This window comes from Falsihalocynthiibacter arcticus (assembly GCF_000812665.2).
Lineage (GTDB): Bacteria > Pseudomonadota > Alphaproteobacteria > Rhodobacterales > Rhodobacteraceae > Falsihalocynthiibacter > Falsihalocynthiibacter arcticus.
Window position 1 is genome coordinate 4,136,762 of sequence record NZ_CP014327.1, and the last position, 22,697, is coordinate 4,159,458.

The following is a 22,697-nucleotide window of genomic DNA, read 5'->3' on the forward strand; positions in this document are numbered from 1 at the left end:
TGGAAATACGATATAGCCGCCCATGGGTCTACTCCCACAGGCGGCTTATTTTCATCCCATGAAACTACTCCGCAGCGGTAGCGATCTTGTCTTGCGTGGACGTTTCAAAATCGCTTGCGTCGTGCCGCTCAAGCAGTTGCTCCGAAGGTTCGCCCCACGCGCGGTTTACCATCTTGCCCCGTTGGAACGCAGGCCGATCGTAAACCTCATTTGTCCAGCGGTTGAGGTTTTTGTAGCTTTTGACATCAAGGAATTCCGCAGCTTCATAGACCAACCCTTTGACCACGGCGCCATACCAAGGAGCGGTGGCGATATCCGCGATGGAATATTCGTCACCGGCAAGGAACTGTCGATCGGCGAGGTTTTTATCCAAAACGTCCAATTGGCGCTTGGTTTCCATTGCAAAACGATTGATCGGATACTCGAATTTTTCGGGGGCGTAAGCATAGAAATGCCCGAAACCGCCGCCGAGATAGGGTGCGGAGCCTTGTAGCCAGAACAGCCAATTCAAGGCTTCAGCCCGTCCGGCGGGATCTTTGGGCAGGAATGCTCCGAATTTTTCGGCGAGATAGAGTAGAATTGCGCCACTCTCAAACACGCGTGTACCCGTGGTTGTATCCAACAACGCGGGGATTTTTGAGTTGGGGTTGATGTCGACAAACCCGCTCCCAAATTGGTCGCCCTCTTGGATGTTGATCAACCATGCGTCGTATTCCGCACCAGTATGGCCCGCAGCGAGAAGCTCTTCGAACATCACCGTAACTTTGACGCCATTGGGTGTCGCGAGAGAGTAAAGTTGGAACGGATGTTTCCCCACTTTTAGCTCTTTGTCATGGGTTGCCCCAGAAATCGGACGGTTGATACTTGCGAACTTTCCGCCATTTTCAGTGTCCGGCGTCCAAACTTTGGGGGGGTATATGTCATTTCATTCTCCGCTAACGTTGACGGTGACACGTAATACTTCATCGCCAAAGTACAAGAACCTCGGAGCGCTATATGAGGGGAAACCGATGATAAAACAGTATTATAGTGCTAAATCGCGGCCAACACGCCGTGCGCCCTAATTTTTTGAAGGTGTTGCGCGACGTTTTTCGCAAATGTTTCGGATTTTGCGACGGCGGCTGGAAGTAAATTTGGCAGTGCAAAGATACCTTTCACCAAGGACTCGGCATTTTGGCCATGCGCTGCATAAACACCTGCCAACTCTTCCTCACGAGGGTCACGCAAGGCGTACTCTGTGCCACTATCATGGCGTCCCGAAGCGTATCTGATCCAACATGCGGTCGCAAAAGAAAACGTATCTATGTCGCCCCCCTTTTCCAAGACTTCCGCTGCGGGCTCGAAAATCCGCTGGCGCATTTTCTGGGTTCCATCCATCGCAATTTGATAGGTTTCATGCGCGATGTTGGGATTGCCAAATCGTTTTATCAGCTCCGCCGCGTAGTTGTTAAAATCAACACCTTCGAGGGGAGTTAGGGTCTCGCTCGCAGCCTGCAAATGCGCGGCAACCTTCTTGGCAAGCTTTGGATTATCCATGACATCGCGCACATACGTACAGCCCGACAAATAGCCAGCATAGGCCAGCATTGAGTGGGCACCATTGAGCATACGAAGCTTCATTTTCTCAAAAGGTTCAACATCTTGAACCAAGATAGCCCCCGCATCTTCCCAAGCAGGGCGGCCATTACAGAAATCATCTTCGATCACCCACTGGCTAAACGGTTCCGTTTCAACAGCTGCGAGATCGGGATGGCCCAAAGCCTGCTCCACTTCGAAAAAAAAACTGTCCGAACTGGCGGGTGTAATCCGGTCTACCATTGTCGATGGAAACCGCACATGAACCGAAATCCACGCGGCCAAATCTGGATCCACGCGGTGGGCAAACTCCAGAACCCCAGCCCGAACCAGAGCGCCATTATTGGGCAAGTTATCGCACGAAAGGATAGTGAACGGCTCCGTCCCCGCGGCACGACGCACAGCAAGGGCGCGGGTGATGAGGCCGATGGCCCCCGTGGGCAATTCGGGGTTTGCCAAATCCTTTGCGATCTGCGGATCGGCAAGGTTCAGTTGCCCAGTAGAAAGATCGACACCATAGGCTTTCTCGGTAATCGTCAGACTGACAATACGGGTTTGAGGCCGCGTCATTGCATCTAAGATCGGTGTCACGCCCCGCTGGCCCGCAAGAACACTGGCTACGCTGCCAATTTCGCGGAAAACCGGTGGCTCGCCGCGCTGATCGGAGCGAACCACAAGGGTATAACGCCCCTCTTGAGCGTTCATTGCGTCAGCGACCTCTGTGCTGCGCAAACTGACGCCCAGAATGCGCCAATCGCCGCCATTTTTAGCGAGAACACTGTCTGTATAGGCCGCTTGGTGCGCACGATGGAACGCGCCAATCCCGATATGAACAATCCCGACATCCGACGCGCTTGGATCATACGCACAAGGTTCGCTATGCATTATTGTCACGCGCATCTGTAGAGAGATTTGCAAAATCCGAGGACAATGCAGCAATCACCCCGCGCAATTCCGCCAACCCGCGCAGACGCCCCGTAACGGGATAACCCGGCTGTTGAGGGCGCTTAAAATCATCAATCATCTCGTGACCGTGGTCAGGGCGCATGGGGATATTCCAATCTTCACGGCCTTCCGCTCGACGGCGCTTCTCTTCAGACAGAACCGCAGCAATCAAGGCGACCATATCGGTGCTCCCGCCCAGATGTTCTGCTTCGTAAAAAGAACCGGGAAACATGTCGCTCTCGCGCTGCACATTGCGCAGATGCAGGAAATGCACGTGAGGGCCGAGCCGACGCATCATCCCCGCCAAATCGTTCTGCGGGTGCACGCCAAGCGATCCACTACACAAGGTGATACCATTCGCAGGGCTATCAACAGCAGCAATCAATTCCGCATAATCCTGTTCCGTCGACATGACGCGCGGCAAACCAAGCAGCGAGAATGGCGGATCATCTGGATGGCAGCAAAGCCGCATTCCAAGGCGCTCCGCAGTGGGCAGGACTTCCCTGAGGAAGGTATACTGATTGGACTTCAAACGCTCGGATGTAATGTCGGAATAGGAGCCAAGCAGGGTTTTAAAATCGTCAAAAGTCAGTTCTTGGTTCGCCCCAGGAAGGCCCATCACAATATTCGCCATGAGCGCCTGTTTGTCCGCATCCAGCATAGTGGCATGGCGCGCGGTTGCGGCCTCAACCACTTCGGCGGGGAAATCGCTTGCCGCGTCGGCACGATCGAGAATGAAGATGTCAAACGCCGCGAAATCAATCAGATCAAATCGCATACAGGTTGCGGTATTATCCAGACGCCACGCCAAATCGGTGCGGGTCCAATCCAAAATGGGCATAAAGTTGTAACAAACCGTTTTGATGCCCGCCTCCGCGAGATTTTCGAGACTGGTTTTGTAAGCTTCAAGATGGGCGCGCCATGCTCCGTCTTGTTTTTTAATATCCTCGGATACAGGCAGGCTTTCAACGACATCCCACTTGAGGGACGACGGCGTGCCATCACTGCGGGTCGCAATTTCAGCTTGTCGTTTCTCTATTTCCGCACGGGTCCAAACTTCGCCGTTTGGTACATGGTGCAGGCCACTGACAACGCCCGTTGCCCCCGCTTGCTCGATTTCTTCGATCAGGGTGCAATCCTTTGGCCCAAACCATCTCCACGTCTGCTTCATGCCAAATCCTCATATCCATATGTTCGTTTTGCCAATCGATACGCGAGATCAATCGCCACTTCGACAGCTTCATCTTCCAGCAAACGGTGCTCGGCAACTTGGGTCGCCAAAAACGCGCAATCCACACGGCGGGCCATATCGTGACGCGCGGGAATGGACGGGAATGCACGCGTGTCATCGTTAAATCCCACGGTGTTATAGTATCCCGCAGTTTCCGTCGTAAGATTTCGGTAGCGCATCATGCCGTCTGGACTGTCCGAAAACCACCACGCCGGCCCAAGCTTGAGGCAAGGATAGGCAGCCGCAAGAGGCGCCAGTTCCCGCGCATAGGTTGATTCATCCAAGGTAAACAGGATAATACTCAGGTTCTTTTCGTGTCCCAAGATATTGAGCAACGGTTTGAGAGCTTCGACAAAATTCACCCGCTTGGGTATATCAAACCCCTTGTCCGACCCGTATCGCTTAAAGACATGCGGGCTGTGATTTCTGTCTGATCCGGGATGAATTTGCATAACCAACCCGTCTTCAACACTCAGCCTTGCCATCTCGGTTAGCATCTGACCGCGGAACATCTCTTTTTGATCTTCGGTCGCAGTTTGCGCAAGGATTTCCGCATATAGATCGCGGCAGGCTTGTTGAGTTAAATCGCAGGTTGTCGCACTGGGGTGGCCGTGATCGGTGGCCGTTGCCCCCGCCTTGATAAAATCCTGTCGACGTTTTTGATGTGCGCGCAGAAGCCCGTCCCATGTTGCGGTGTTTTCACCGGTAATTTCTCCGAAACGCTCAATATTTTCAACAAAGCCAGAGATATCGGGATTTGTCACAGCGTCTGGTCGATAGGTGGGCACAACCCGCCCGCTCCATGAACTCTCTGCGATACTTTTGTGATGTGCTAGGTCATCAAGACAGGAATCCGTTGTGGCAAGAACTTCAATATTGAAAGCCTCATAAAGGGCTCTCGGGCGGTAGGCTTCTTGGTTCAACTTCTCGGAAATTTGATCATAAGCAGCGTCAGCGATTTCAGGCCGCAAAGGCGCTTCAATGCCAAATTGATTTTCCAACGTATAGTCCATCCAATGGCGCACGGGCGTAGAGCGAAACAGGGTATAATTTTCTGCGAATAAACGCCAAATTTTGCGGCTGTCCATTTCAAATGCTGCGCCATCCAGCGTGGGAACGCCCATAGCGGAATGGGGTATCCCCTGTGAAACCATCATGCGGACGATATAGTGATCCGGAACGATCAAAAGCTGTGCAGGGTCCGCAAAAGGCGCATTGCCCGAAAACCAACTCGGGTCCGTGTGGCCATGTGGGCAAATGAGGGGCAATGCCTCTATTTCATGGAACAACCGCTGTGCTATCGCGCGTGTCGTTGCCTCAACGGGGAAAAAACGATTTTCATTGAGCACTGTTGTCTCCTACTGCTTCAAAGGCTGAATTGATGTGTCGATTAATTAAGGCCTGCGCCAACTCGCTATCTTTGACGCGTAAAACTTTGATGATTTCCAAATGCTCGCCAAAAGCAACGTTAATCCGCAGCGGCAAATTTGCGGTAAGCATGATACGCGCACGATCGGTGTGGGCCTTGACGGAATGAGCAAGACGCCACGCGGACGGGATGCCTGCCAACTCCGCAAGAGCCTCGTGAAATTCCTCGTCGCGTTTAAAAAATTCGATGTGGTCGTCATGGGAAACCGCAACCCGCTGCAACGCAACACTAGCATCCAACGTCCGTAAATCCACGTCTCTTTCGCAGATTTGTTTGACGACTTCGCGCTCTAGCGATCGGCGGATAATAATCCCTTCCCGCACCCGCGCCGCATCAATGGGAGCGACGATTGTGCCAACCTTGCTTTTTGCGTGGATTAATCCTTCGTCGATCAACCGCAAGTAGGCTTCGCGCACAGGTGTCCGGCTGACACCAAACCAATGGCTAAGATCGGTTTCGTTAATGGGCGTTGAAGGCTTCAAACTCTCAACGATAATATTCAGGCGCACAATATCATAGATCTGCGCGCCGATTGGACGCGACCGGTCAATCTCGGAATCCAATAGCCTGCCTGGCGCACGGATATGAATACTTTGGGACATACGACCTCACTTCGCCCCTTCTTAGCACTCATGTATACATGAACACAAGCAGCACAAGACACTCACATTGACCTGATCCGCTAAAACTCCTCCAGATTTGTGTAGAGTCCACCCAACAAAAGGACGGACAAATGAAGGCACGATTTACGGACGAACAGATTATTGCGATGATCAAGGAACAGGAATCTGGCGAGAAGACTGCTGATGTATGTCGGCGGCACGGGATCCATTGGCTGGCAGGTTAATGCATAGCATTGACCGAGAAGCAGTTCAGCGACGTTTTACAAATACAAATCGAAGTATGGCGGGATGGAACCTTCTGACGCGAAGCGGCTGAGAGCTTTGGAAGACGAGAACGGTAAGCTGAAGAAGCTGCTGGCCGAGCAGATGCTGGAGCGTGACTTTGTCCGCCATTGGTCTGAGGACAACGGTCGCGCGCCATGTTGCGAGACATCAATTCAAAAAATGGTGACGCCTGCTGTGAGGCGGCAGGCGGTGGTTCATTTGTGCGAAGCGCACGGTGTGAGCCAGCGGCGGGCGTGTGATGTGCTGCAGATTGATCGATCAACGGTGCGGTATCTGTCGCGTCGTGGTGATGATGCCGAACTGCGAGATGCAATCAAGCGTGTGTCCAGAGAACGGCGTCGGTTTGGTTGCCGCCGCATCCATGTGATGATTGCGCGGGAGGGCTTTGAGGTAAACCACAAGAAAGTGAGGCGCATCTACCGTGAAGAGAAGCTTCAGGTGCGGCGCAGAGGTGGCAGGAAGCGTGCGTTGGGCACGAGAAAGCCGATGGTCCTGCCCGATGGCCCAAACCAACGTTGGAGCTTAGATTTCGTGCCTGACGCGCTGACAGATGGACGTTGGTTTCGCATTCTGGCAGTTGTCGATGACTTCAGCCGCGAGAACTTGGTGCTGGTGGCCGACACGTCGCTATCCGGACACCGCGTTGCACGTGAGCTGGACAAGGTGATCGCAGAACATGGCATGGCGATCCTCAAATGGGTTCAGAAAAGTGATATTGATTGGCACTATATCGCACCAGGCAAGCCCCAGCAGAACGGCTTCATCGAAAGCTTCAACGGCAAGCTGCGAGATGAATGTTTGAATGAAACGTTATTTGGCACATTGCGCGATGCCCGCAAAACGCTTGAAGAATGGCAGGAGGATTACAACTGGCGCAGACCACATTCAGCATTGGGCAACCTCACCCCGATGGAATTTTTGCAAAGAAAGGCAATGGACAAGATGGCGGCCTAACGCCAAAGATTCAACCCCAAGGACTCCGCGCAAAGCTGGAGGAGACTTGGGGCTCAGGTCAGTACGCAAACCCCGCCCACGTACATTTATAGGGCATTTCCGCTTTTTAGTGCTCTAGAAAACAAAATCATTTGCGTCGAGCTCTGCTGGAAGAACGTCGCGTAATGTTATGGTCGTATTGGAAAATTGCACGATGGTGTCGTCACCAAACCGTGTGAGTGTCAGATCGCTGAATTGACTCGCGCCCGCACTAATTGCGACAATGTCGACATTGATAGAGACGTCGGAAATGATATCAGAGCCTGTACCCGTGGCAAACACAAAGGTGTCACCAATGATCACATCTCCGTCAGCATCACCACCACTCGCAACGCCCGTTTCAAGATCGATATTCACACTGGTTGAGGATGTGAAATAGCTCAGGACGCCTTGGCCGCCTCCGCCATCCAACGTATCCGCCCCTGCTCCTCCCTCAAGAACGTCATCGGCTTCACCGCCGTGTATGAAGTCACCACCTTGTGACCCAGGCGCGCGCTACTTCCAACTGCGACTCTTGTTAGAAAACAGTATGTTATCTGACCGGAGGAATCGGCATGGGAACGACTTATACACAGCTTAGTATCACAGAACGCCGCAGAATTCCTTCTCATTGATTGCTTTGCAACCAACTGCCAGGCAGTGGAACGTTGGAAGTACGCTAAAGTCCCTGTCGATGAGATGGCACGCGTGTTGAAGCGCTGCCGTTCGACAATTTACAGAGAGTTGAGGCGTAATTATTTCTCAGATGAAAGTTTACCTAAGTACGCTGGCTACTACGGCTCTGCGGCGCAATTAAAGACTGCGGATCGGCGTGCAAGACAACGTAAGCAGATCAAACATCCTAGCTTATGCGACAGCGTAATTCGACAACTTAAGAACGGTTGGACACCGGAGCAAATTGGCAACCGGATGATCCTTGAGAAAGCACCTCTAAGGGTTTGCCAGGAAACGATTTACCGCTACATCTATTCCAAAGCCGGCCTGACCAAAGAATTGTGGTGGTATCTGCCGACGCATCGCATGTCGCGAAAATCACGCCGTGCGCGCAAACGCCAGCCACCTAAGTTCCATCGCGATGTCAGTATCTTGTTCAGGCCGGAGGATGTTGCTCACCGACGTCAGTTTGGCCACTGGGAGGCAGATTTAATGTTCTTCAAACAAACGCTTGGACAGACAAATGTCACAACTCTAGTTGAATGCGTGAGCCGCTTCACACTGATCTTAAAGAACCCAAATAGGCGCACTAAGCCGGTCATGGGCAAAATCATGAAGGCAATCAAAGATTTGCCCCATGTCGGGCGCAGATCTATTACTTTTGATCGCGGCACTGAGCTTGTTTCCTGGCCACATCTGCAAGCTGAGATTGGCCCGCAGACCTGGTTCTGTGACCCCTCTTCACCGTGGCAGAAAGGCACGGTGAAGAACACCAATCGAAGGGCGAGACGTTGGTTGCCCCGCAAATAGAGACATTAGAAGAATGACGGATCACGACATCAAAGAAATCAGTGACCGCCTGAACAGCACACCCCGCAAATGTCTCGGCTGGAAGACACCAGCTGAAGTCTTCCGTGAAAAGATGTTGGAGGAAATGCGATGAGCGCCCTACCCTAAGGCCTAACAAGAGTCGCACTTCAAGCATCGCTCACACAATAATCGTTTCGTCACTGCTGTCTCCGCTAATTAAAAACGTGTGGGTATAAGCGTCGTTAGCATCAAAAACCGTAACGCCTGATAGGGTGAGAAAGGTGATACTTCCCATCGCCACTCTTGTTATTTCCTGAGTATTCGCATGGCTATACTCGGGGTTTTTGAACACCCGACTTTTGCATTGGTGGACTGAGCGAATGAGTTTCAGGTGTCTTTATGATCCGCCCTAATTTTCTTACCACTGCAGACCGCCTTGAGCTTTTATCCTGCGTGAAGCGCCAGCGTGAGGATTACGGGGTTGCGCGGCGGGCGAATGCGCTTTCGCTGCTGAATGATGGGATGTCATGTGCCCAAATCGCAAAGGTTCTGTTTCTGGACGACGACACGGTGCGCAGCTGGCACAAGCAATATTTGGCTGAGGACTGGGAGGCCGTCGCCTACGATGGGTGGAAAGGCGGGCAGTCACGGATGACGATTGCTCATGAGGCGGATTTGAGCGAATGGCTTGAGGAACGGTTCTGCCGTTCAACGGCGCAGATCAGAGCCTATATGGGTGCAAAATTCAACATCCACTATTCTCATTCTGGCTGCATCAAGCTTCTGGCCCGTCTGGGGTTCGAGTATCGCAAACCAAAGGCGTTGCCCCGTGTGGCTGACGTTGAAAAGCAGGCCGCATTCATCGCATTTCATACGAACCTACTGAATAACTTGCCTGCCGACGAGGCCGTCTACTTCTCGGATGCAGTTCATCCGGAATATCAAAGCAAACCCAGCCATGGTTGGGCTCGCAAAGGGTCAAATCCCGCCATCCAAACGACATCTGGGCGCGTGAACATTCACGGCGCTCTGAACCTGGAAACCTTTGACGCGCCCTTCGTTGAACCAACCACCGTCGATGGGGTCAGCTCCGTTCAGCTTCTCGCCAAAATTGAGGCCAGAAACCCTGACAAACGTATCATTCACGTCATTTGGGACAATGCCCCATACCACAAAGGCCCCAATGTCAGAGCGTTCCTGTCGCGCAAAAACTGTCGCATTCACCTGATCCAACTACCGCCCTATTGCCCTCATCTCAATCCCATTGAGAGGCTCTGGGCCGTCATGCACAGCCACGTCACCCATAATCGGCACTATCCAACGCAAAAACACTTCGCCAACCCAATCTTGAACTTTATGCGAGAGGTCGTCCCAAAAAAGTGGCGCAACTTTCGAGATCAAGTAACTGATAACTTCCGCATCATCTCACATCGCAACGTTCGGGTTGTGCTGTAGCCGCTGTATAGGCTCATTTTAACCGATAAATTGGATGATTAATGTCGGGCAAAATCACCCAACTAGAACGCGATCGGTCCGTTCTAGGCCGCGGCGACGAGGACGCTTCGCAACTGCTTGATCTTCTGGGGATCGGTTTTATTCATAAATTCAGGTGCGAAACCAAAGCCTACCGTGATTTTGTCTTGCTCCACAGGGCTGCGACAGGACGCATGAAAGGATCGCACGCCGGTTGCATTTCCGATCTCTAGGATATTGCGCGCGTTCACACCGCTCCCAGCCACGATTTCAATGCGCCCTCGCGCGCGTTCTTGAAGTTTGCGCAAACACGCCATCCCGTCTTGCGCATTGAAGGAACTGCCCGAGGTCAAAATGCGCGAAAATCCGAGATCAATTGCTTGATCCAACGCAACAAAGGGGTCATCTAACGTATCAATCACACGGTGGAGGGTTCGGATAAGGCTGCCCGAAGCGGCGATCATCTTGTTGAGGACAGGTAAATCAAGCATCGCCTCCGCCGTTGAGGCTCCGATGACAATCCCAGCCAATTTCGCAGATTTAACAGCGTCAATATCGCCTAAAGCGACGTCAATCTCATGGGGTAAATAAATAAAATTCCCAGCCCGAGGCCGGATCATGGCATGCACAGGCACGAAACTGGTGCGCGCCAAGGATATCTGCCCCGCAGATGGCGTCAGCCCGCCAACGGCCAAAGCACTGCATAGCTCGATTGTGTCCACGCCGTTTTGACAGGCTTGCAACCCATCGGGCGTGTCAATGCAAACTTCGAGCTTAAAGGGGGTAGATTTCATCAACTCAAACCGTTTCGCCAGTAAATTCCGCCAAGGTTCCTCGCACAGTCAAATCATCGTGCAAGACCAGAACATCCTCTAAAACGCGTCCCTCAAGCTGCCCCAAATGCGGCAGCCCCATACAGGCAGCAGGTGTCGAAGTCGCCATTTTCAGCGCTTCAAGGAGGGGCGTTCCCGTGCGCTCGACCAAACGTTTCACGCCCTCGGCTTGCGTCACATGCGCACCCGCAAGGCTGCCTTCCGAGTTAACCAACATGCCGTCGCGCAGGTAAATATTCTTTCCGTAAAGTTCGAAATGATCTTGGCCACCAACCGTCGCCATAGCATCGGAAACCAGAAACATACGGTCGCGTATGGGGCGAGCGCGTATGGCAAGGCCAATCATCTCGTCCGCCACATGATACCCATCGCAGATAATTCCCGAATAGAGCTCGGAATTGATAACCGACCCCACCGCCCCTGGCTCACGACCAAGCATCGGCGACATGGCATTAAACAAATGCGTCGCACAGCGCGCGCCAGCCTTGATCGCCACCGCCATCTGTTCCGCCGTGGCCGCCGTGTGCCCGAGGGACACAACCGCGCCCAGAGCCGCAAGTTGCGAGATATACTCTGGTTTGGTGGCCTCAGGAGCAAGGGTGATCATCACCGGTATGCCCGCTTTGCGAAGTCGCGCAACAACCAAGAGAGTCCGCTCATCCATGGGCCTCACGAACGCGCCCAAATGCGTTCCGCGCCGTTCCAGCGAAATATGGGGCCCCTCAATATGCAGCCCCATAATGCCTCGATCACCCTGCGCTGTCACCGCAGCCTTGGCCACAGCATCCATCACGTCCGGCCCATCGGTGATGACCGTGGGCATAATTGCAACCGTGCCAAAACGGCGATGCGCCTTGGCAATCGTCTGCATTCCTTCACGGGTAGGCGTCTGATTTAAAAGGACATCCCCGCCGCCGTTGACTTGCAAATCCACATATCCGGGCGTCAAAAGCCCCTTAATTGGCCGCGCATTTACATCCTTGGGCAAGGGACTTGAGGCGATTTCAACAATAACCCCTTCTTCCACACGCAAGCTGGCATGTGTCAAAATCTCATGCCCTGTAAAAAGCTTTTCTGGTTGCAACCAAAGCGCCATCATTCCCCCTTCGCGTGTTCAGAAGTACCAAGATCAAACGCCTGCGCCTGTTGATGCTGAAAGCCAGCATAGGCCGCACCGCGCGCACCACTCGCGTCGCCGCCCTGCGCCAAAACAATCGCAGGGATGGCAAAGTCGCCAAATTGTGCATTTTGGGTCGCCGCTGTGAGCGCCTCGATCACACCGTCAATTTTGGACAGGCCACCACCAATGACGATCACATCTGGATCAACAGCCAAAGTAAGGTTGCACAGAAGATCTGCTGTGAAGGCACACCAAATCTCCCAAACGCGTTGCGCCAACGGATCCGTTGCACGTTGTGCGATAATATCTGGCGGGCTTACGCGTGCCCCCATGATCGTTTCGGCAATTCGGCTCATTCCTGGACCCGCAATATAAGTCTCGCTACAACCACGACGTCCACAGCCACATTGCACGATGGGCAAACCGTATTGCTCCACAAGGTGCGCAGGCGCCGACATATGGCCAAATTCGCCACCGGTCATTGTGGGGCCCGCATGGATGTCGCCGCCAATGGCGACGCCGCCGCCAACCCCCGTTCCCAAGATCAGGGACATGACCGTATGGTGCCCTTTTCCCGCGCCAAAGATCGCTTCCGAGAGGGCCAAGGCACGACAGTCGTTGATAAAAACAACCTCGCGCCCCGCCGCACGTTCAACATCCCGATGAAGGGGACGCCCCGTAGCACAAAGGTTGGCCGTAAGCGCCAATTCCGTCGCAGGATTGATCAAGCCCGCCGCGCCAATTCCCAGCGGAACCTGATAGCCAGCTTGGGTATCAGTCCACGTCACAAGCCCCGCTAAAGCCGCAATAAGCGCGTCATAGGTTTGCGGGGTCGGCACACGTTTGCGCGCGACAACCTCCCAATCGTCGCCAAAAACTTGGAGTTCGATCTTGGTGCCCCCCAAATCTATGCCTGCTGCTCTCATTTCACCACCGGATATAGCTTTACGCCCGCAACTACACGACTAAGCGTGCCGCGACCAGTGAAAGGGGCATCAACATTCAGACCCAAAGCTTCCGCCCATCGCACCCCAGCGATTTGCGCGGTTGCCACACACAACGGAGCAGCCCAAACCGCCCCAAACGGCATGGCAATATCAAGGTCACCGCCGACTCCGACGGCCTGTACACGCGCCATCGGGAATTGGCTGCGCAATTCGGCGATAAGGTCCATATCATAGGCCCGTGCAGGCATCTCAGAACTCACAAAAACCGTGATCGCCGTAGTATCGGTCACGAAGGATTTTGGACCGTGGCGAAACCCAAGCGAACTATCCCAGAGCGCAGGGATTTGTCCCGCAGACAGTTCCATAACTTTGAGCGCGGCTTCACGGGCGGCGAAGGCCAACGCCCCCGATCCCACATAGACCGCGCGCTCAGGGAGAGGCGTCTCCGCGCCCATCAAAGGCAAGAGGCCGCGCAACTGATCTGACAAGGCCGCAAAGCGTTGCGCCACATCACAGGGCGCATCAAACAGCGCCAATGTGGTCAAAAGCATCGTGGAAAAACTGCTGGTCATAGCGAACCCTGCGTCGTGGGTAGCTTCTGGCAACGCAATTACCTTGAGCGGCCCCGCACTCGCCCGTGTGGCCAATGCGCCATCGCGATTACAGGTGATATGTAGTCTTGGTGCGGTCGGCGCTAGGGCATCCAGCACGTCTAATGTCCCATTGCTTTCGGTGCTATTCCCAGAGCGTCCAAAACTGACAACAAGTGGGCGCACACCTGACAAAAACGCCTGCGGACGGCTGACAATATCTGTGGTCGGAACCGAGCGAAACCGTTTCCCCTCCAAGCCCGCCGCGACAATGTCGCCGATATAGGCGCTGGTCCCCGCGCCACAAAACCAAACCTCCTCAACGTCCAGAGATGCGATCCAAGCGCGCAGGCCTGCGACGTCCAATGCTCGCCCCCAATCGCGCCAAATATCAGGTTGTTGATGGATTTCGGTCCAAGTGGCCCAGCGACCAAGGGCGTTCAAATCGGTCATGTGGTTTGTGTTACCTTCGAAAGAGTGGTCGGAGCATCAGGGTTTAAGCCCAGCGCCAATGCCGTTTCTAAAATCACCGAATACATGAGCGTCAGGAGGAGCGCGGCACTCGCCGCAGGGGTCAATCCCTCACCCCCAACATCGGCGGGACTGATGCGATGCACGTCGCAACCTACCCCCCGAAAACGGGATTCTGCTTGGTCCAAACTGTCTTTTGTGCTGGGCAAACCCGTGTCCAAGATCAGGACCATAAGCGGGTTTGTCGCGAGTTCAAGGGGGCCGTGCAGCACTTCAGACGACGAGTAAGCCTCCGCATGCAAAGCACAACATTCCTTAAGTTTCAGCGAAGTCTCGATAGCAGCGCCATAACCCGTATCACGGCCAATCACATAGATATTTCGCGCCCGCAGCAAAGCGGATTTTAGTGCTTCGGAATGGGGATGAATGGTCGTCGCGGTCTTAAGGGTTTCCACAGATGCTTGCGCACGTTCGCGGTAAGTAGGGCTAAGCGATGAGAGCAACGCCATCCCCGCGCCAATGGACCCGACAACGGTTTTCGTCGCTGGGACCGCAAGCTCTGGTCCCGCGCCAATCGCTACCGTCGTATGAGCGGCGACTTCTACTGCTGAGTTGGGCTGATTTGTGATGGCAACCACCGAGGCGCCGCGCGCGGCAGCCCCTTTGGCCGAACGCACCAAATCATCACTCGCACCCGATTGCGAAATCACAAGAACCGAAGCGCCCTCCATTTGACGCCCTGCCCGACGGAAAAAACCGACGGTGGCAGGGAGGTCACAGGAATGCTCAACTCGCGCATCATCTCATACGACAGGATATTGGCCGCCGCGTCAGAGGACCCACGCGCAATTGTATAGATCGCTTTGGAGTCGACCAAGGACGCAACGTCGACAACCTGTGACGCGGCGCGGCAGAAAACATTCCGCGCCTGAGCGGTTTCTTTGGCCATATGTTGGCCTGCGATTACGTGTTCCATGCTCATGCCCTTAATTTCCAACTGTCAAATTCCGCCCAAGTTTCGGACAAATCCACCATGCCACCCGCGATACGGGCCTGATCCAATGCCATTGCCACAAGCCCCGCCTCAAGCGCATCAACAACGCCCACAGGTAAGCTTTTGGTTTCACCGCGCAAAAACGCTGCAATATCGCTCACCATCATATGGTCCGCGCCGTAATGCGCCGACATTTTCGCTGGGTCGCCCTTGGTATAGTCATGATCGGCAATTGTTTCCCCGTCGCGCGCTGTGGCCTTGAGATAGCCGCGTACGAAGTCACCTTCAGCCATGCCCAGCGCCCCCATCACACAAAAACGCCGATGCTCATCAGGTGTGTTCAGATTGGTATGAAAGGCCATACTTGCGCCCGTTTCATATTGCAAAATCGCGGTTTGATAGTCGATGATATCGCCATCCGAGTGGAAGGCATCCGGCACGCTCTCCCATGCACTGGTTTTGCGATGCATGATCTCGTTCTCGGTGTTTGACGTGGGTGCAAATTCGGGAACAAAGGATTTGCGGCCACCAAAACTTGCCACCCGCGTCGGACGAGAGCCCGTGACCATGTTATAAATATCAATGTCGTGGCAGCATTTTTCGAGCATAAATCCGCCCGACCATTTAATCATTCGCCGCCAATCGCGCATAAAGAACGCACCGTGATAGGGCGCGATATGCTCGTTCGCCTCAAGCGAGGTGATCGGCCCCAAGCGGTCCAGAATGGCGCGCAAATCCACCATATGTTGCGAGTAGCGCAGCACAAGGCCAACCATAACTTGATCACTCCCGTGCTTGGCCAGAAGTTCAGCCAATTCCATCGTGTCTTCTTTGGTCGTCACCACCGGCTTTTCGGTAAAAATCCGCACACCCGCCGCAAGGCCGAGCTTGATATGCTCTAGGTGAAAGCTGTTGGGCGACCCCACGAAAAACAAGTCCGGTTTGGTTTGGGCCAGTATATCGGCCACGTCATCAAACCGCAGCACATCCTCGCCGATCATATGAAGATAGGTTGGTTGTGGATCGTAATACCCGACGAATTCAATTTCTGGCATGGTCTCTTTCAAGATCGAAAGAACATGCCCAGCGCGAAGCCCAATACCTGCAGTTACAACTCTCATGATACGAGTTCCGGTGCGGATTGGCGTCGCAGGACATCGCCTTGGGCGTCAAACACATGGCAATCCTGTGGGTTGATCGACAGGATGATATTCCTGCCCTCAATGATGGGCACATCTCCTGGTAGTGACGCGCTGAACCGAGTTCCGTCGCCCACAGTGCCATGAGTGATCGACACCCCGCCCAAGCGTTCAAGGACGCGCACGTTTACGTCTAAACCGCTCTCGCCCAGAGCGACATTCTCGGGGCGAATACCCACCTCAACGCGGTCGCCGACGTGTACGGTGCTGGTGTTCACGGGGAGGGTCATTTTGTGACCGCCTTCCAAAAGGACCGACAATCCATCGCGTACAGAAGTAACCTCAGCGGGGATGAAATTCATATTCGGCTGACCGATGAAGCTCGCGACAAATTTCGTGGCGGGGTGGTGATACAATTCCATAGGCGAGCCAAATTGCTCAACACGCCCCGCGTTTAATACAACAATGCGGTCGGCCATCGTCATCGCTTCGACCTGATCGTGGGTCACATAAACCATGGTTGCATCGAGTTGACGGTGCAATTGACTCAACTCCACGCGCATATCGCCACGCAAAGCGGCATCTAGGTTTGAGAGAGGCTCGTCAAACAGGAACACCTTGGGGTTGCGCACTATCGAGCGCCCGATGGCGACGCGCTGGCGTTGTCCTCCCGAAAGCTGTCCGGGTTTGAGTTGAAGTTTGTCTGTGAGTTGCAGAATTTCGGCAGCACGGCCTACGCGGTCGTTGAGTTCGGAGCCGGATATTTTTTGAACCCGCAGCGGGAAGGCGATGTTTTCAAACACCGTAAGATGCGGATAAAGCGCATAGGATTGAAACACCATCGATATGCCCCGATCCACCGGATGCGCTTTGCTAACGTCCTTGCCTTCGATAATAATTTCGCCACTGGTCGCCTCTTCTAGGCCTGCAATGATCCGCAGCAAAGTGGATTTACCACAGCCAGACGGGCCAACAAAAACAACGAATTCCTTGTCTTCGATCGCGAGACTGATGTTGTGCAGCACTTTCGCTGTGCCAAAAGATTTACTGATTGCATTCAGGTCAAGCGTAGCCATGGCGCATGCGTCCTATCGTAAAGGTAAGAAGGGAAAAGTAATGTGGGCCGCCCAACAAGAGACAACTCATAAAGAGCGTCGTCGAGTTCAACACCCGCGATGGTCACAAGGTTTTCAACGGTATCATCCTCAAGGATGATGCCCTGAACCATATTTGTGAATACGGATTGCAACGATTTGAAATCTTCAACCAGCGGCTCTGGTCCACCTGTGGCAATCGAGGCAGTGAACGTGGGCCACATGCCATCGGCGTAGTACAGATCGGTTTTACCCAAGGCTGCATAGTCAAGGATCGGTGTCAGGCCCCATGTGCTGTCGAGGTCATACTGGCTGTCACCAGAGGTAATGGCTTGGGCCAATTCTTGCGCCAATTCTTCGTGGCCTGAGCCTTTGAACACAACGATCGAGTCGGTGATCAAGATTGTGCCGCTTATGCCCGATGGACCCGCTGGAATTGGCGCAACCATTTGGTTGATGCTCTCGTTGTGCTGTCCGTAACCTCAAGGACCCGAGATATACATCGCAATCTTGTTGTCGTTGAACAGGTCTTTGAGTTGATCGCGTTCCCACGCCGTTGGGCCGTCTTGCGAAACGTTCACAAGTTTACCATAGAACGCAAGGGTTTCGCGTGTTTGCTCACTGTCGAGCATGTTTGCGCCCGTTACGGGATCAACCACCGCACCGCCATTGGAATAGAGGTAGTTCAGGAACTGGTGCATTGTGTTGTCGAAGTCTTTGCCCGCAAGGCCAATGCCCGCTGCGTCAGTGTTGTTCACAACCCCTTCGGCCAAAGCATAAAGATCGTCCCAAGTCGCAGGTGCGGCGCAGGTTTGGCCGGACGCTTCGATCAGGTCACAATTCATATAAAGCGCTTTTGTCGAGAACGCGTGTGGGTAACCCCAAGCGGTTCCTTCAATCGTCACAGTGTTCAAAACACCAGGTTGGTAAGGCGTGGCAGGATCGATGTTCGCAGGAACGATCAGGTCATTATTGGCCAATTGGCGCAATGTTCGTGAGCCCATATAAGCCACAGAAGGCGGATCGCCCGCAGCGGCCAACGTCAGGGATTTGTCTTGGCATGTCCCCCATGGCACCGCTTCAAGGTTTACCGTCACGCCATCGTGGTCAGCGACAAACTTGTCGACAACAGCCTGATCGGCTTCGCGCACTTCGCCGCCACACATGATGAAGTGCAGTTCCTCATCGGCCTGTGCCGCCATAGCTGTGCCAGACAGTAGCAAAGCCCCGAGTGTAATTTTCATTGATTTCATTTTGGTAGTCTCCCTAGGTTGAACTTTTTATTATTCTTTGACCGCGCCTGCTGTGAGACCAGCGACGAGGTATTTTTGCAGGAACAAGAAGATGACCATGACAGGCAACACACCCACCAAGGCAGCGGCCATCATTTCGTTCCAAGTCACCGATTGATAACCGATGAATTCGTAGAGGCCCGCAGGCAAGGGTTGCAGTTCGCGGGTCTGGTTGAATGTGATTGCGAAGAGGAATTGCTGGGCATAGGCGCCGATAAACACGGCCACGCCCACAACGATCAATCCTGGTGTCGCAAGCGGCAAAACCACACGGCGCAGGGTGTACATACGCGACGCGCCATCCACAAAAACCGCCTCTTCCAATTCGCGCGGTATTTTCTCCAAGTAGGAGCGCAAGAGCCAGATACCCGTGGGGATCAGGAATGCCACACCCGGAACGATCATCGCCCAATAGGTGTTGAGCAACCCAAGACTGCGCAGCACACGATAAAGCGGGATCAAAAGGACCGCGCCGGTAAACATGTTTACGCCGAGAAAGATCGAAAGCGACGTGTTTTTGAACGGAAACTTGAGCCGCGCATAGGCATAGGAGGCGGGAATTACGAAGAACATCGTGATCGCCGTTACGGACGACGCAATGAAGATCGAGTTGAAGATATAGCGCCCAAGCAGCGGCACCGTGATCCACATTTGCTTATATGCATCAAAACTAAAGTCATCAGACCAGAATTGATAAGGACTGCGGAAAAGATGCTCTAAGGGGCGCAACGAAGCCATAAACATCTCAAAAAACGGCAGAAGCATGAAGATCGCGGACAAGAGCGACATCAACACAATCACAGGCATAATTTGCGGGATCGTGATGCGACGGAAGCGATACCAACGCCCTGCCCCATCCACCCATGCGGCCTCATAGAGATCACGATTGACGCCCTGCATAGCCGCAAGGAAAAACAGCGTTACCATGGGAACGCCCACCCAAACATCCGTCACAATCGCCGAATAAAACGCCGAGGATTTATAGGCCAAAAATTCAAACGGCCCGTCCGTCAACCCAACCCTTTGAGCCAGCCCAGACAGAACGCCGAAATACCCGTTGTACAGCCACAACCAGCCAATACAGCCAATCGCGATTGGAATAACCCACGGCGGCATGACCAAAACCCGAAACAACGCGCGCCCCGGCACGGCGGCATTCAACAGCACCGCCCCAATCATTCCCAGCACCAATTTGAGCGCCACCGAGAGGAACATCCAATAAAACGTCCGCACGATTGTTTGGTGGAACTTCCTGCTGGCGAGTAATTCTTCGTAGTTGGCCGTCCCGATGTATTTCTCGCCGCCCAAGCCCGCTTCCATAAAGGATAGACGGACGGTTTCGACCAGAGGCCACGCAACGATCACCCCGATGAAAATCATCGCCGGCCCCACAAGAAGCCATGCAAAAAGGCTTTCCGAGTTAACGCTGCGCCGCTTCACTTCAGGCGCGTACACTTCATTTGGAACATTCGTGGCAACTGTCAATTTCATCCCCCAGATACACCTCAACGAATCAGAGGCGTTTTATAACAATACCAAAAGGAGCAACATCAAAAACCTGTTGTTTTACAAGTATATTATGGTAAATTGAACTCCAAAGCATGCAATTTGAAATCAAAATAGGTTTCCTTTTTATAATACCACTGGAGTGATTCCCGATGACCGAAAATTCTAAAATCTATGCTTTGGAGCACTGGTTCAATTCTGGGAATGGGCCGCGCTATCAACAACTGCATCGTCATATTGCGAATGCGATCTCATCGGGGAAACTCCTGCAGGGGTCGCGCCTCCCTGCAGAGCGCGACATGGCGGAACTGGCTGGAATCAGTCGCGTCACCGTTCGCAAGGCTGTTGCCAAACTTGTGGCGGACGGGCTGATTGAACCGCGCCACGGGGCGGGGTCTTTTGTGCGAAACACCACCCAAAAACTCAAACAATCGCTCTCGACCCTCGTGTCCTTTACCGAAAACATGTCAGCGCGCGGGGTGGTCCCCACCAGCGAGGTGTTGTCAGCAGGGTTGTTCGCGCCCAGCCCTCAAGAGATGATCGCCCTTGGCCTCTCCGCCAACGATCAAGTCGCGCGGGTTCAACGTTTGCGGTTTGCGGGCAACGTGCCGATGGCGCTTGAAACCTCCTCACTACCGCAAGACATCCTGCCCTATCCTGAGCGTGTGAAAGTATCGCTCTACTCTATTCTGCGCCAAACCCGACAGGCCCCAACCCGCGCCATTCAGCGGGTCACCGCCGTCAATATTTCGGGCCAAGAGGCCAGCCACCTAAAACTACCCGATGGAACGGCGGTGTTGAAGATCGACCGCACAGGCTATCTCGCAACGCGACGCCCCATTGAATACACAACGGGTTTTTACCGATCCGACATTTACGATTTTATTTCAGAACTTGGGGTCGAATAAATGGACTATACTTGCCGCCTCGATGGGCAATTCATGCGCTGCACACTCACACCAGATCGCGCCCTGAAAGTGCCCATTTTCTGTTTTTCGGGGATGGGTCCGATCACTGCAACTTCAGGCGGAAATCGTGTCCGCGGCACGGGCAGTTATACAGAAATCGCCCTGCCTGACCTTGCAGAAAATGTCGCCCACACCGTGACACTTGAATATTCTGGCGGCTTCAAACCGGCCAATCGCGCATGGATGCCCCTTGGGCCCTACTTACGTGCTGGCAACGAATTGATCCCTCTGCCCCCTACCCCCGCAGGCTTCCGCGCAAAACCTCAAGCGGCACCACCCGCCTTTGCGGGCCTGCGCCTTGTCCCGCAACCCACGTCCTTTGTTGCAACAGGTGAAAGCGTGGACCTTACCCACATCAGCGCCTCGAACGACGCCTTTGATGCCGTGGCACAACTGGCCCAACGGCGAGGGCTTGAACCCTTTTTATGCGGCGGCGGACTGCCAGTCGTCTTCAAGCAAGATGCCTCCCGCAAAGACGCCTATACCCTCGATATTCAACCTGACGGAATTTCAGTCTCCGCCAGTTCCTACGGCGGACGTTTTTACGCGGGTATCACTCTTTTGACCCTTCGAAACACCCACGCGGGCAAAGTCCCCTGCGGGGCAATCACCGACAGTTCCCGCTTTAACTGGCGCGGACAACATCTTGATACGGCACGACATTTCTATCAACCTGAAACGATCCACGATTTACTGGATGTCATGGCTATACTGAAATTCAATCGCTTTCATTGGCACTTTGCCGATGACGAAGCTTTCCGCCTTCAAATTGATTGCTTCCCCGAACTTTGGCAACGCACGGAAAAACGTGGCGAAGGGCACTTGATGCCTGCGCTCTTTTCTGGCGCTATTGAGGCCGGAGGGAGCTATTCAAAACGGGAGGCCAAGGCGGTCATTGAACATGCCAAAGCCCTCAATATTGAGGTTCTCCCCGAAATCGAAGCCCCCGCCCACGCCCTTGCAACAACCTACGTTTTCCCCGATGTCCGAGACCCCGCCGACAATGGTGCGGAAGTTAGCGTGCAAGGCTATCACGGCAACGCGATGAACCCCGCGATGCCGAAAACTTGGGAGGTGCTCAATGTGATTGTCGCCGAGGTTGGCGCGCTGTTCCCGTTCGGGCATCTGCATCTTGGATGTGATGAACTGCCAGAGGACACATGGATGGGCTCTCCCAAGGCGCGCGCTTTGATGAAAGAGCATAATCTGGAAACCACCCAAGACTTACAGGGCTGGACCATGGCCAAACTTGCACAGACTGTCGCCGACGCAGGACTACGCCCCGCAGCATGGGAAGAGGCCGCACAGGGCTCAAATGGTGGCATCGGCAACAACGCGATCCTGTTCACATGGACCGGCCAAGGCCCCGGACTTGCAGCGGCGCGTTGTGGCTACGATGTTGTCATGTGCCCCGCACAGCATGCTTATCTCGACATGGCCCACACCAACGACACCGACGATTGGGGCGCAAGTTGGGCCGCCTTCGTGTCCTTGGGTGACACCATCGCATGGGACCCCGTGCCCGATCCAGACCTCGCCGACAAGATTATCGGAGTGCAAGGCGCGTTTTGGTCGGAGTTTACCACTGAGGATAGTCAACTTTGGCCGATGATCCTGCCACGTATTTTGGGGATAGCAGTGAAGGCGTGGCAAACGGAGGACATGACCGAGGACAGCCTGACACGCCTCGCACACCATTATCGAGACATGTCTTTGGCTCCGTAA

Annotated in this window: 20 protein-coding genes and 2 pseudogenes; 5 read left to right on the forward strand and 17 right to left on the reverse strand. The window is 53.9% G+C overall.

Going from position 1 to position 22,697, the window contains the following annotated elements; translation table 11 throughout:
* Window positions 1–64: 64 nt before the first annotated feature.
* The 5 genes from yghU to RC74_RS20325 all read right to left on the reverse strand — a co-directional run bounded on the left by yghU (window position 65) and on the right by RC74_RS20325 (window position 5,782).
* On the reverse strand, window positions 65–919 hold the full coding sequence (gene yghU / locus RC74_RS20305; RefSeq protein WP_062628380.1) for a glutathione-dependent disulfide-bond oxidoreductase: 855 nt from the start codon (window positions 917–919) through the stop codon (window positions 65–67).
* A 113-nt stretch (window positions 920–1,032) separates the two neighbouring features.
* Window positions 1,033–2,460: a mannitol dehydrogenase family protein gene (locus RC74_RS20310; RefSeq protein ID WP_236939991.1), complete on the reverse strand. Its 1,428-nt coding sequence runs from the start codon at window positions 2,458–2,460 to the stop codon at window positions 1,033–1,035.
* Entirely contained in the window at window positions 2,453–3,691 is a 1,239-nt protein-coding gene (gene uxuA / locus RC74_RS20315; protein WP_039001302.1) for a mannonate dehydratase, read from the reverse strand. The genes RC74_RS20310 and uxuA overlap by 8 nt, the downstream gene beginning before the upstream one ends.
* Window positions 3,688–5,100 (reverse strand): glucuronate isomerase, encoded by a 1,413-nt coding sequence (gene uxaC, locus RC74_RS20320; RefSeq protein WP_039001301.1) that lies wholly within the window; start codon window positions 5,098–5,100, stop codon window positions 3,688–3,690. The genes uxuA and uxaC overlap by 4 nt, the downstream gene beginning before the upstream one ends.
* The gene (locus tag RC74_RS20325) at window positions 5,090–5,782 is read right to left on the reverse strand and encodes a GntR family transcriptional regulator (protein ID WP_052274723.1); all 693 of its coding nucleotides are present in this window, start codon (window positions 5,780–5,782) and stop codon (window positions 5,090–5,092) included. The genes uxaC and RC74_RS20325 overlap by 11 nt, the downstream gene beginning before the upstream one ends.
* A gap of 131 nt (window positions 5,783–5,913) precedes the next feature.
* Between RC74_RS20325 and RC74_RS20335 the strand changes: the two are divergent.
* Window positions 5,914–7,042, forward strand: a pseudogene (locus tag RC74_RS20335) (IS3 family transposase).
* A 114-nt stretch (window positions 7,043–7,156) separates the two neighbouring features.
* Here RC74_RS20335 and RC74_RS20340 read toward each other — a convergent pair.
* Window positions 7,157–7,492 (reverse strand): hypothetical protein, encoded by a 336-nt coding sequence (locus RC74_RS20340; RefSeq protein ID WP_062628381.1) that lies wholly within the window; start codon window positions 7,490–7,492, stop codon window positions 7,157–7,159.
* 143 nt (window positions 7,493–7,635) lie between these two features.
* On the opposite strand from RC74_RS20340, the pseudogene RC74_RS20345 reads away from it, so the two are divergent.
* Together RC74_RS20345 and RC74_RS20355 are read left to right on the forward strand one after the other, a co-directional pair.
* Window positions 7,636–8,678, forward strand: a pseudogene (locus RC74_RS20345) (IS30 family transposase).
* Between the two features lie 266 nt (window positions 8,679–8,944).
* Window positions 8,945–10,000 (forward strand): IS630 family transposase, encoded by a 1,056-nt coding sequence (locus RC74_RS20355; RefSeq protein WP_062628194.1) that lies wholly within the window; start codon window positions 8,945–8,947, stop codon window positions 9,998–10,000.
* Window positions 10,001–10,083: 83 nt separating this feature from the next.
* Here the strand turns inward: RC74_RS20355 and RC74_RS20360 are convergent, their stop codons facing one another.
* From RC74_RS20360 to RC74_RS20400, 11 genes are read right to left on the reverse strand one after another with little or no spacing between them, the layout of a single operon-like run.
* Complete coding sequence (locus RC74_RS20360; RefSeq protein ID WP_039003277.1) at window positions 10,084–10,812, reverse strand: copper homeostasis protein CutC; 729 nt, start codon at window positions 10,810–10,812, stop codon at window positions 10,084–10,086.
* 4 nt (window positions 10,813–10,816) lie between these two features.
* The gene (gene nagA / locus RC74_RS20365) at window positions 10,817–11,950 is read right to left on the reverse strand and encodes an N-acetylglucosamine-6-phosphate deacetylase (protein ID WP_039003278.1); all 1,134 of its coding nucleotides are present in this window, start codon (window positions 11,948–11,950) and stop codon (window positions 10,817–10,819) included.
* Window positions 11,947–12,897: an ROK family protein gene (locus RC74_RS20370; RefSeq protein WP_052274949.1), complete on the reverse strand. Its 951-nt coding sequence runs from the start codon at window positions 12,895–12,897 to the stop codon at window positions 11,947–11,949. Before RC74_RS20370 ends, nagA begins: the two co-directional genes overlap by 4 nt.
* The gene (locus tag RC74_RS20375; RefSeq protein ID WP_039003279.1) at window positions 12,894–13,961 is read right to left on the reverse strand and encodes an AgaS family sugar isomerase; all 1,068 of its coding nucleotides are present in this window, start codon (window positions 13,959–13,961) and stop codon (window positions 12,894–12,896) included. The genes RC74_RS20370 and RC74_RS20375 overlap by 4 nt, the downstream gene beginning before the upstream one ends.
* Entirely contained in the window at window positions 13,958–14,710 is a 753-nt protein-coding gene (locus tag RC74_RS20380; RefSeq protein ID WP_082802375.1) for an SIS domain-containing protein, read from the reverse strand. The genes RC74_RS20375 and RC74_RS20380 overlap by 4 nt, the downstream gene beginning before the upstream one ends.
* The gene (locus RC74_RS23245; RefSeq protein WP_082802376.1) at window positions 14,686–14,955 is read right to left on the reverse strand and encodes a hypothetical protein; all 270 of its coding nucleotides are present in this window, start codon (window positions 14,953–14,955) and stop codon (window positions 14,686–14,688) included. The genes RC74_RS20380 and RC74_RS23245 overlap by 25 nt, the downstream gene beginning before the upstream one ends.
* 2 nt (window positions 14,956–14,957) lie before the next feature.
* Window positions 14,958–16,094, reverse strand: a complete 1,137-nt coding sequence (locus RC74_RS20385; protein ID WP_039003280.1) for a Gfo/Idh/MocA family protein — start codon at window positions 16,092–16,094, stop codon at window positions 14,958–14,960.
* Window positions 16,091–17,188, reverse strand: a complete 1,098-nt coding sequence (locus tag RC74_RS20390) for an ABC transporter ATP-binding protein (RefSeq protein ID WP_039003281.1) — start codon at window positions 17,186–17,188, stop codon at window positions 16,091–16,093. Before RC74_RS20390 ends, RC74_RS20385 begins: the two co-directional genes overlap by 4 nt.
* On the reverse strand, window positions 17,170–17,655 hold the full coding sequence (locus RC74_RS23250; RefSeq protein WP_236939992.1) for a type 2 periplasmic-binding domain-containing protein: 486 nt from the start codon (window positions 17,653–17,655) through the stop codon (window positions 17,170–17,172). Before RC74_RS23250 ends, RC74_RS20390 begins: the two co-directional genes overlap by 19 nt.
* Window positions 17,656–17,688: 33 nt before the next feature.
* Window positions 17,689–18,459: an ABC transporter substrate-binding protein gene (locus RC74_RS23255; RefSeq protein WP_236939993.1), complete on the reverse strand. Its 771-nt coding sequence runs from the start codon at window positions 18,457–18,459 to the stop codon at window positions 17,689–17,691.
* A gap of 30 nt (window positions 18,460–18,489) precedes the next feature.
* Window positions 18,490–19,989: an ABC transporter permease gene (locus RC74_RS20400; RefSeq protein ID WP_179946750.1), complete on the reverse strand. Its 1,500-nt coding sequence runs from the start codon at window positions 19,987–19,989 to the stop codon at window positions 18,490–18,492.
* A gap of 167 nt (window positions 19,990–20,156) precedes the next feature.
* Here RC74_RS20400 and RC74_RS20410 point away from each other — a divergent pair, with 167 nt between their 5' ends.
* Together RC74_RS20410 and RC74_RS20415 are read left to right on the forward strand one after the other, a co-directional pair.
* Window positions 20,157–20,912: a GntR family transcriptional regulator gene (locus RC74_RS20410; protein WP_039003282.1), complete on the forward strand. Its 756-nt coding sequence runs from the start codon at window positions 20,157–20,159 to the stop codon at window positions 20,910–20,912.
* Window positions 20,913–22,697: a beta-N-acetylhexosaminidase gene (locus tag RC74_RS20415; protein ID WP_039003283.1), complete on the forward strand. Its 1,785-nt coding sequence runs from the start codon at window positions 20,913–20,915 to the stop codon at window positions 22,695–22,697.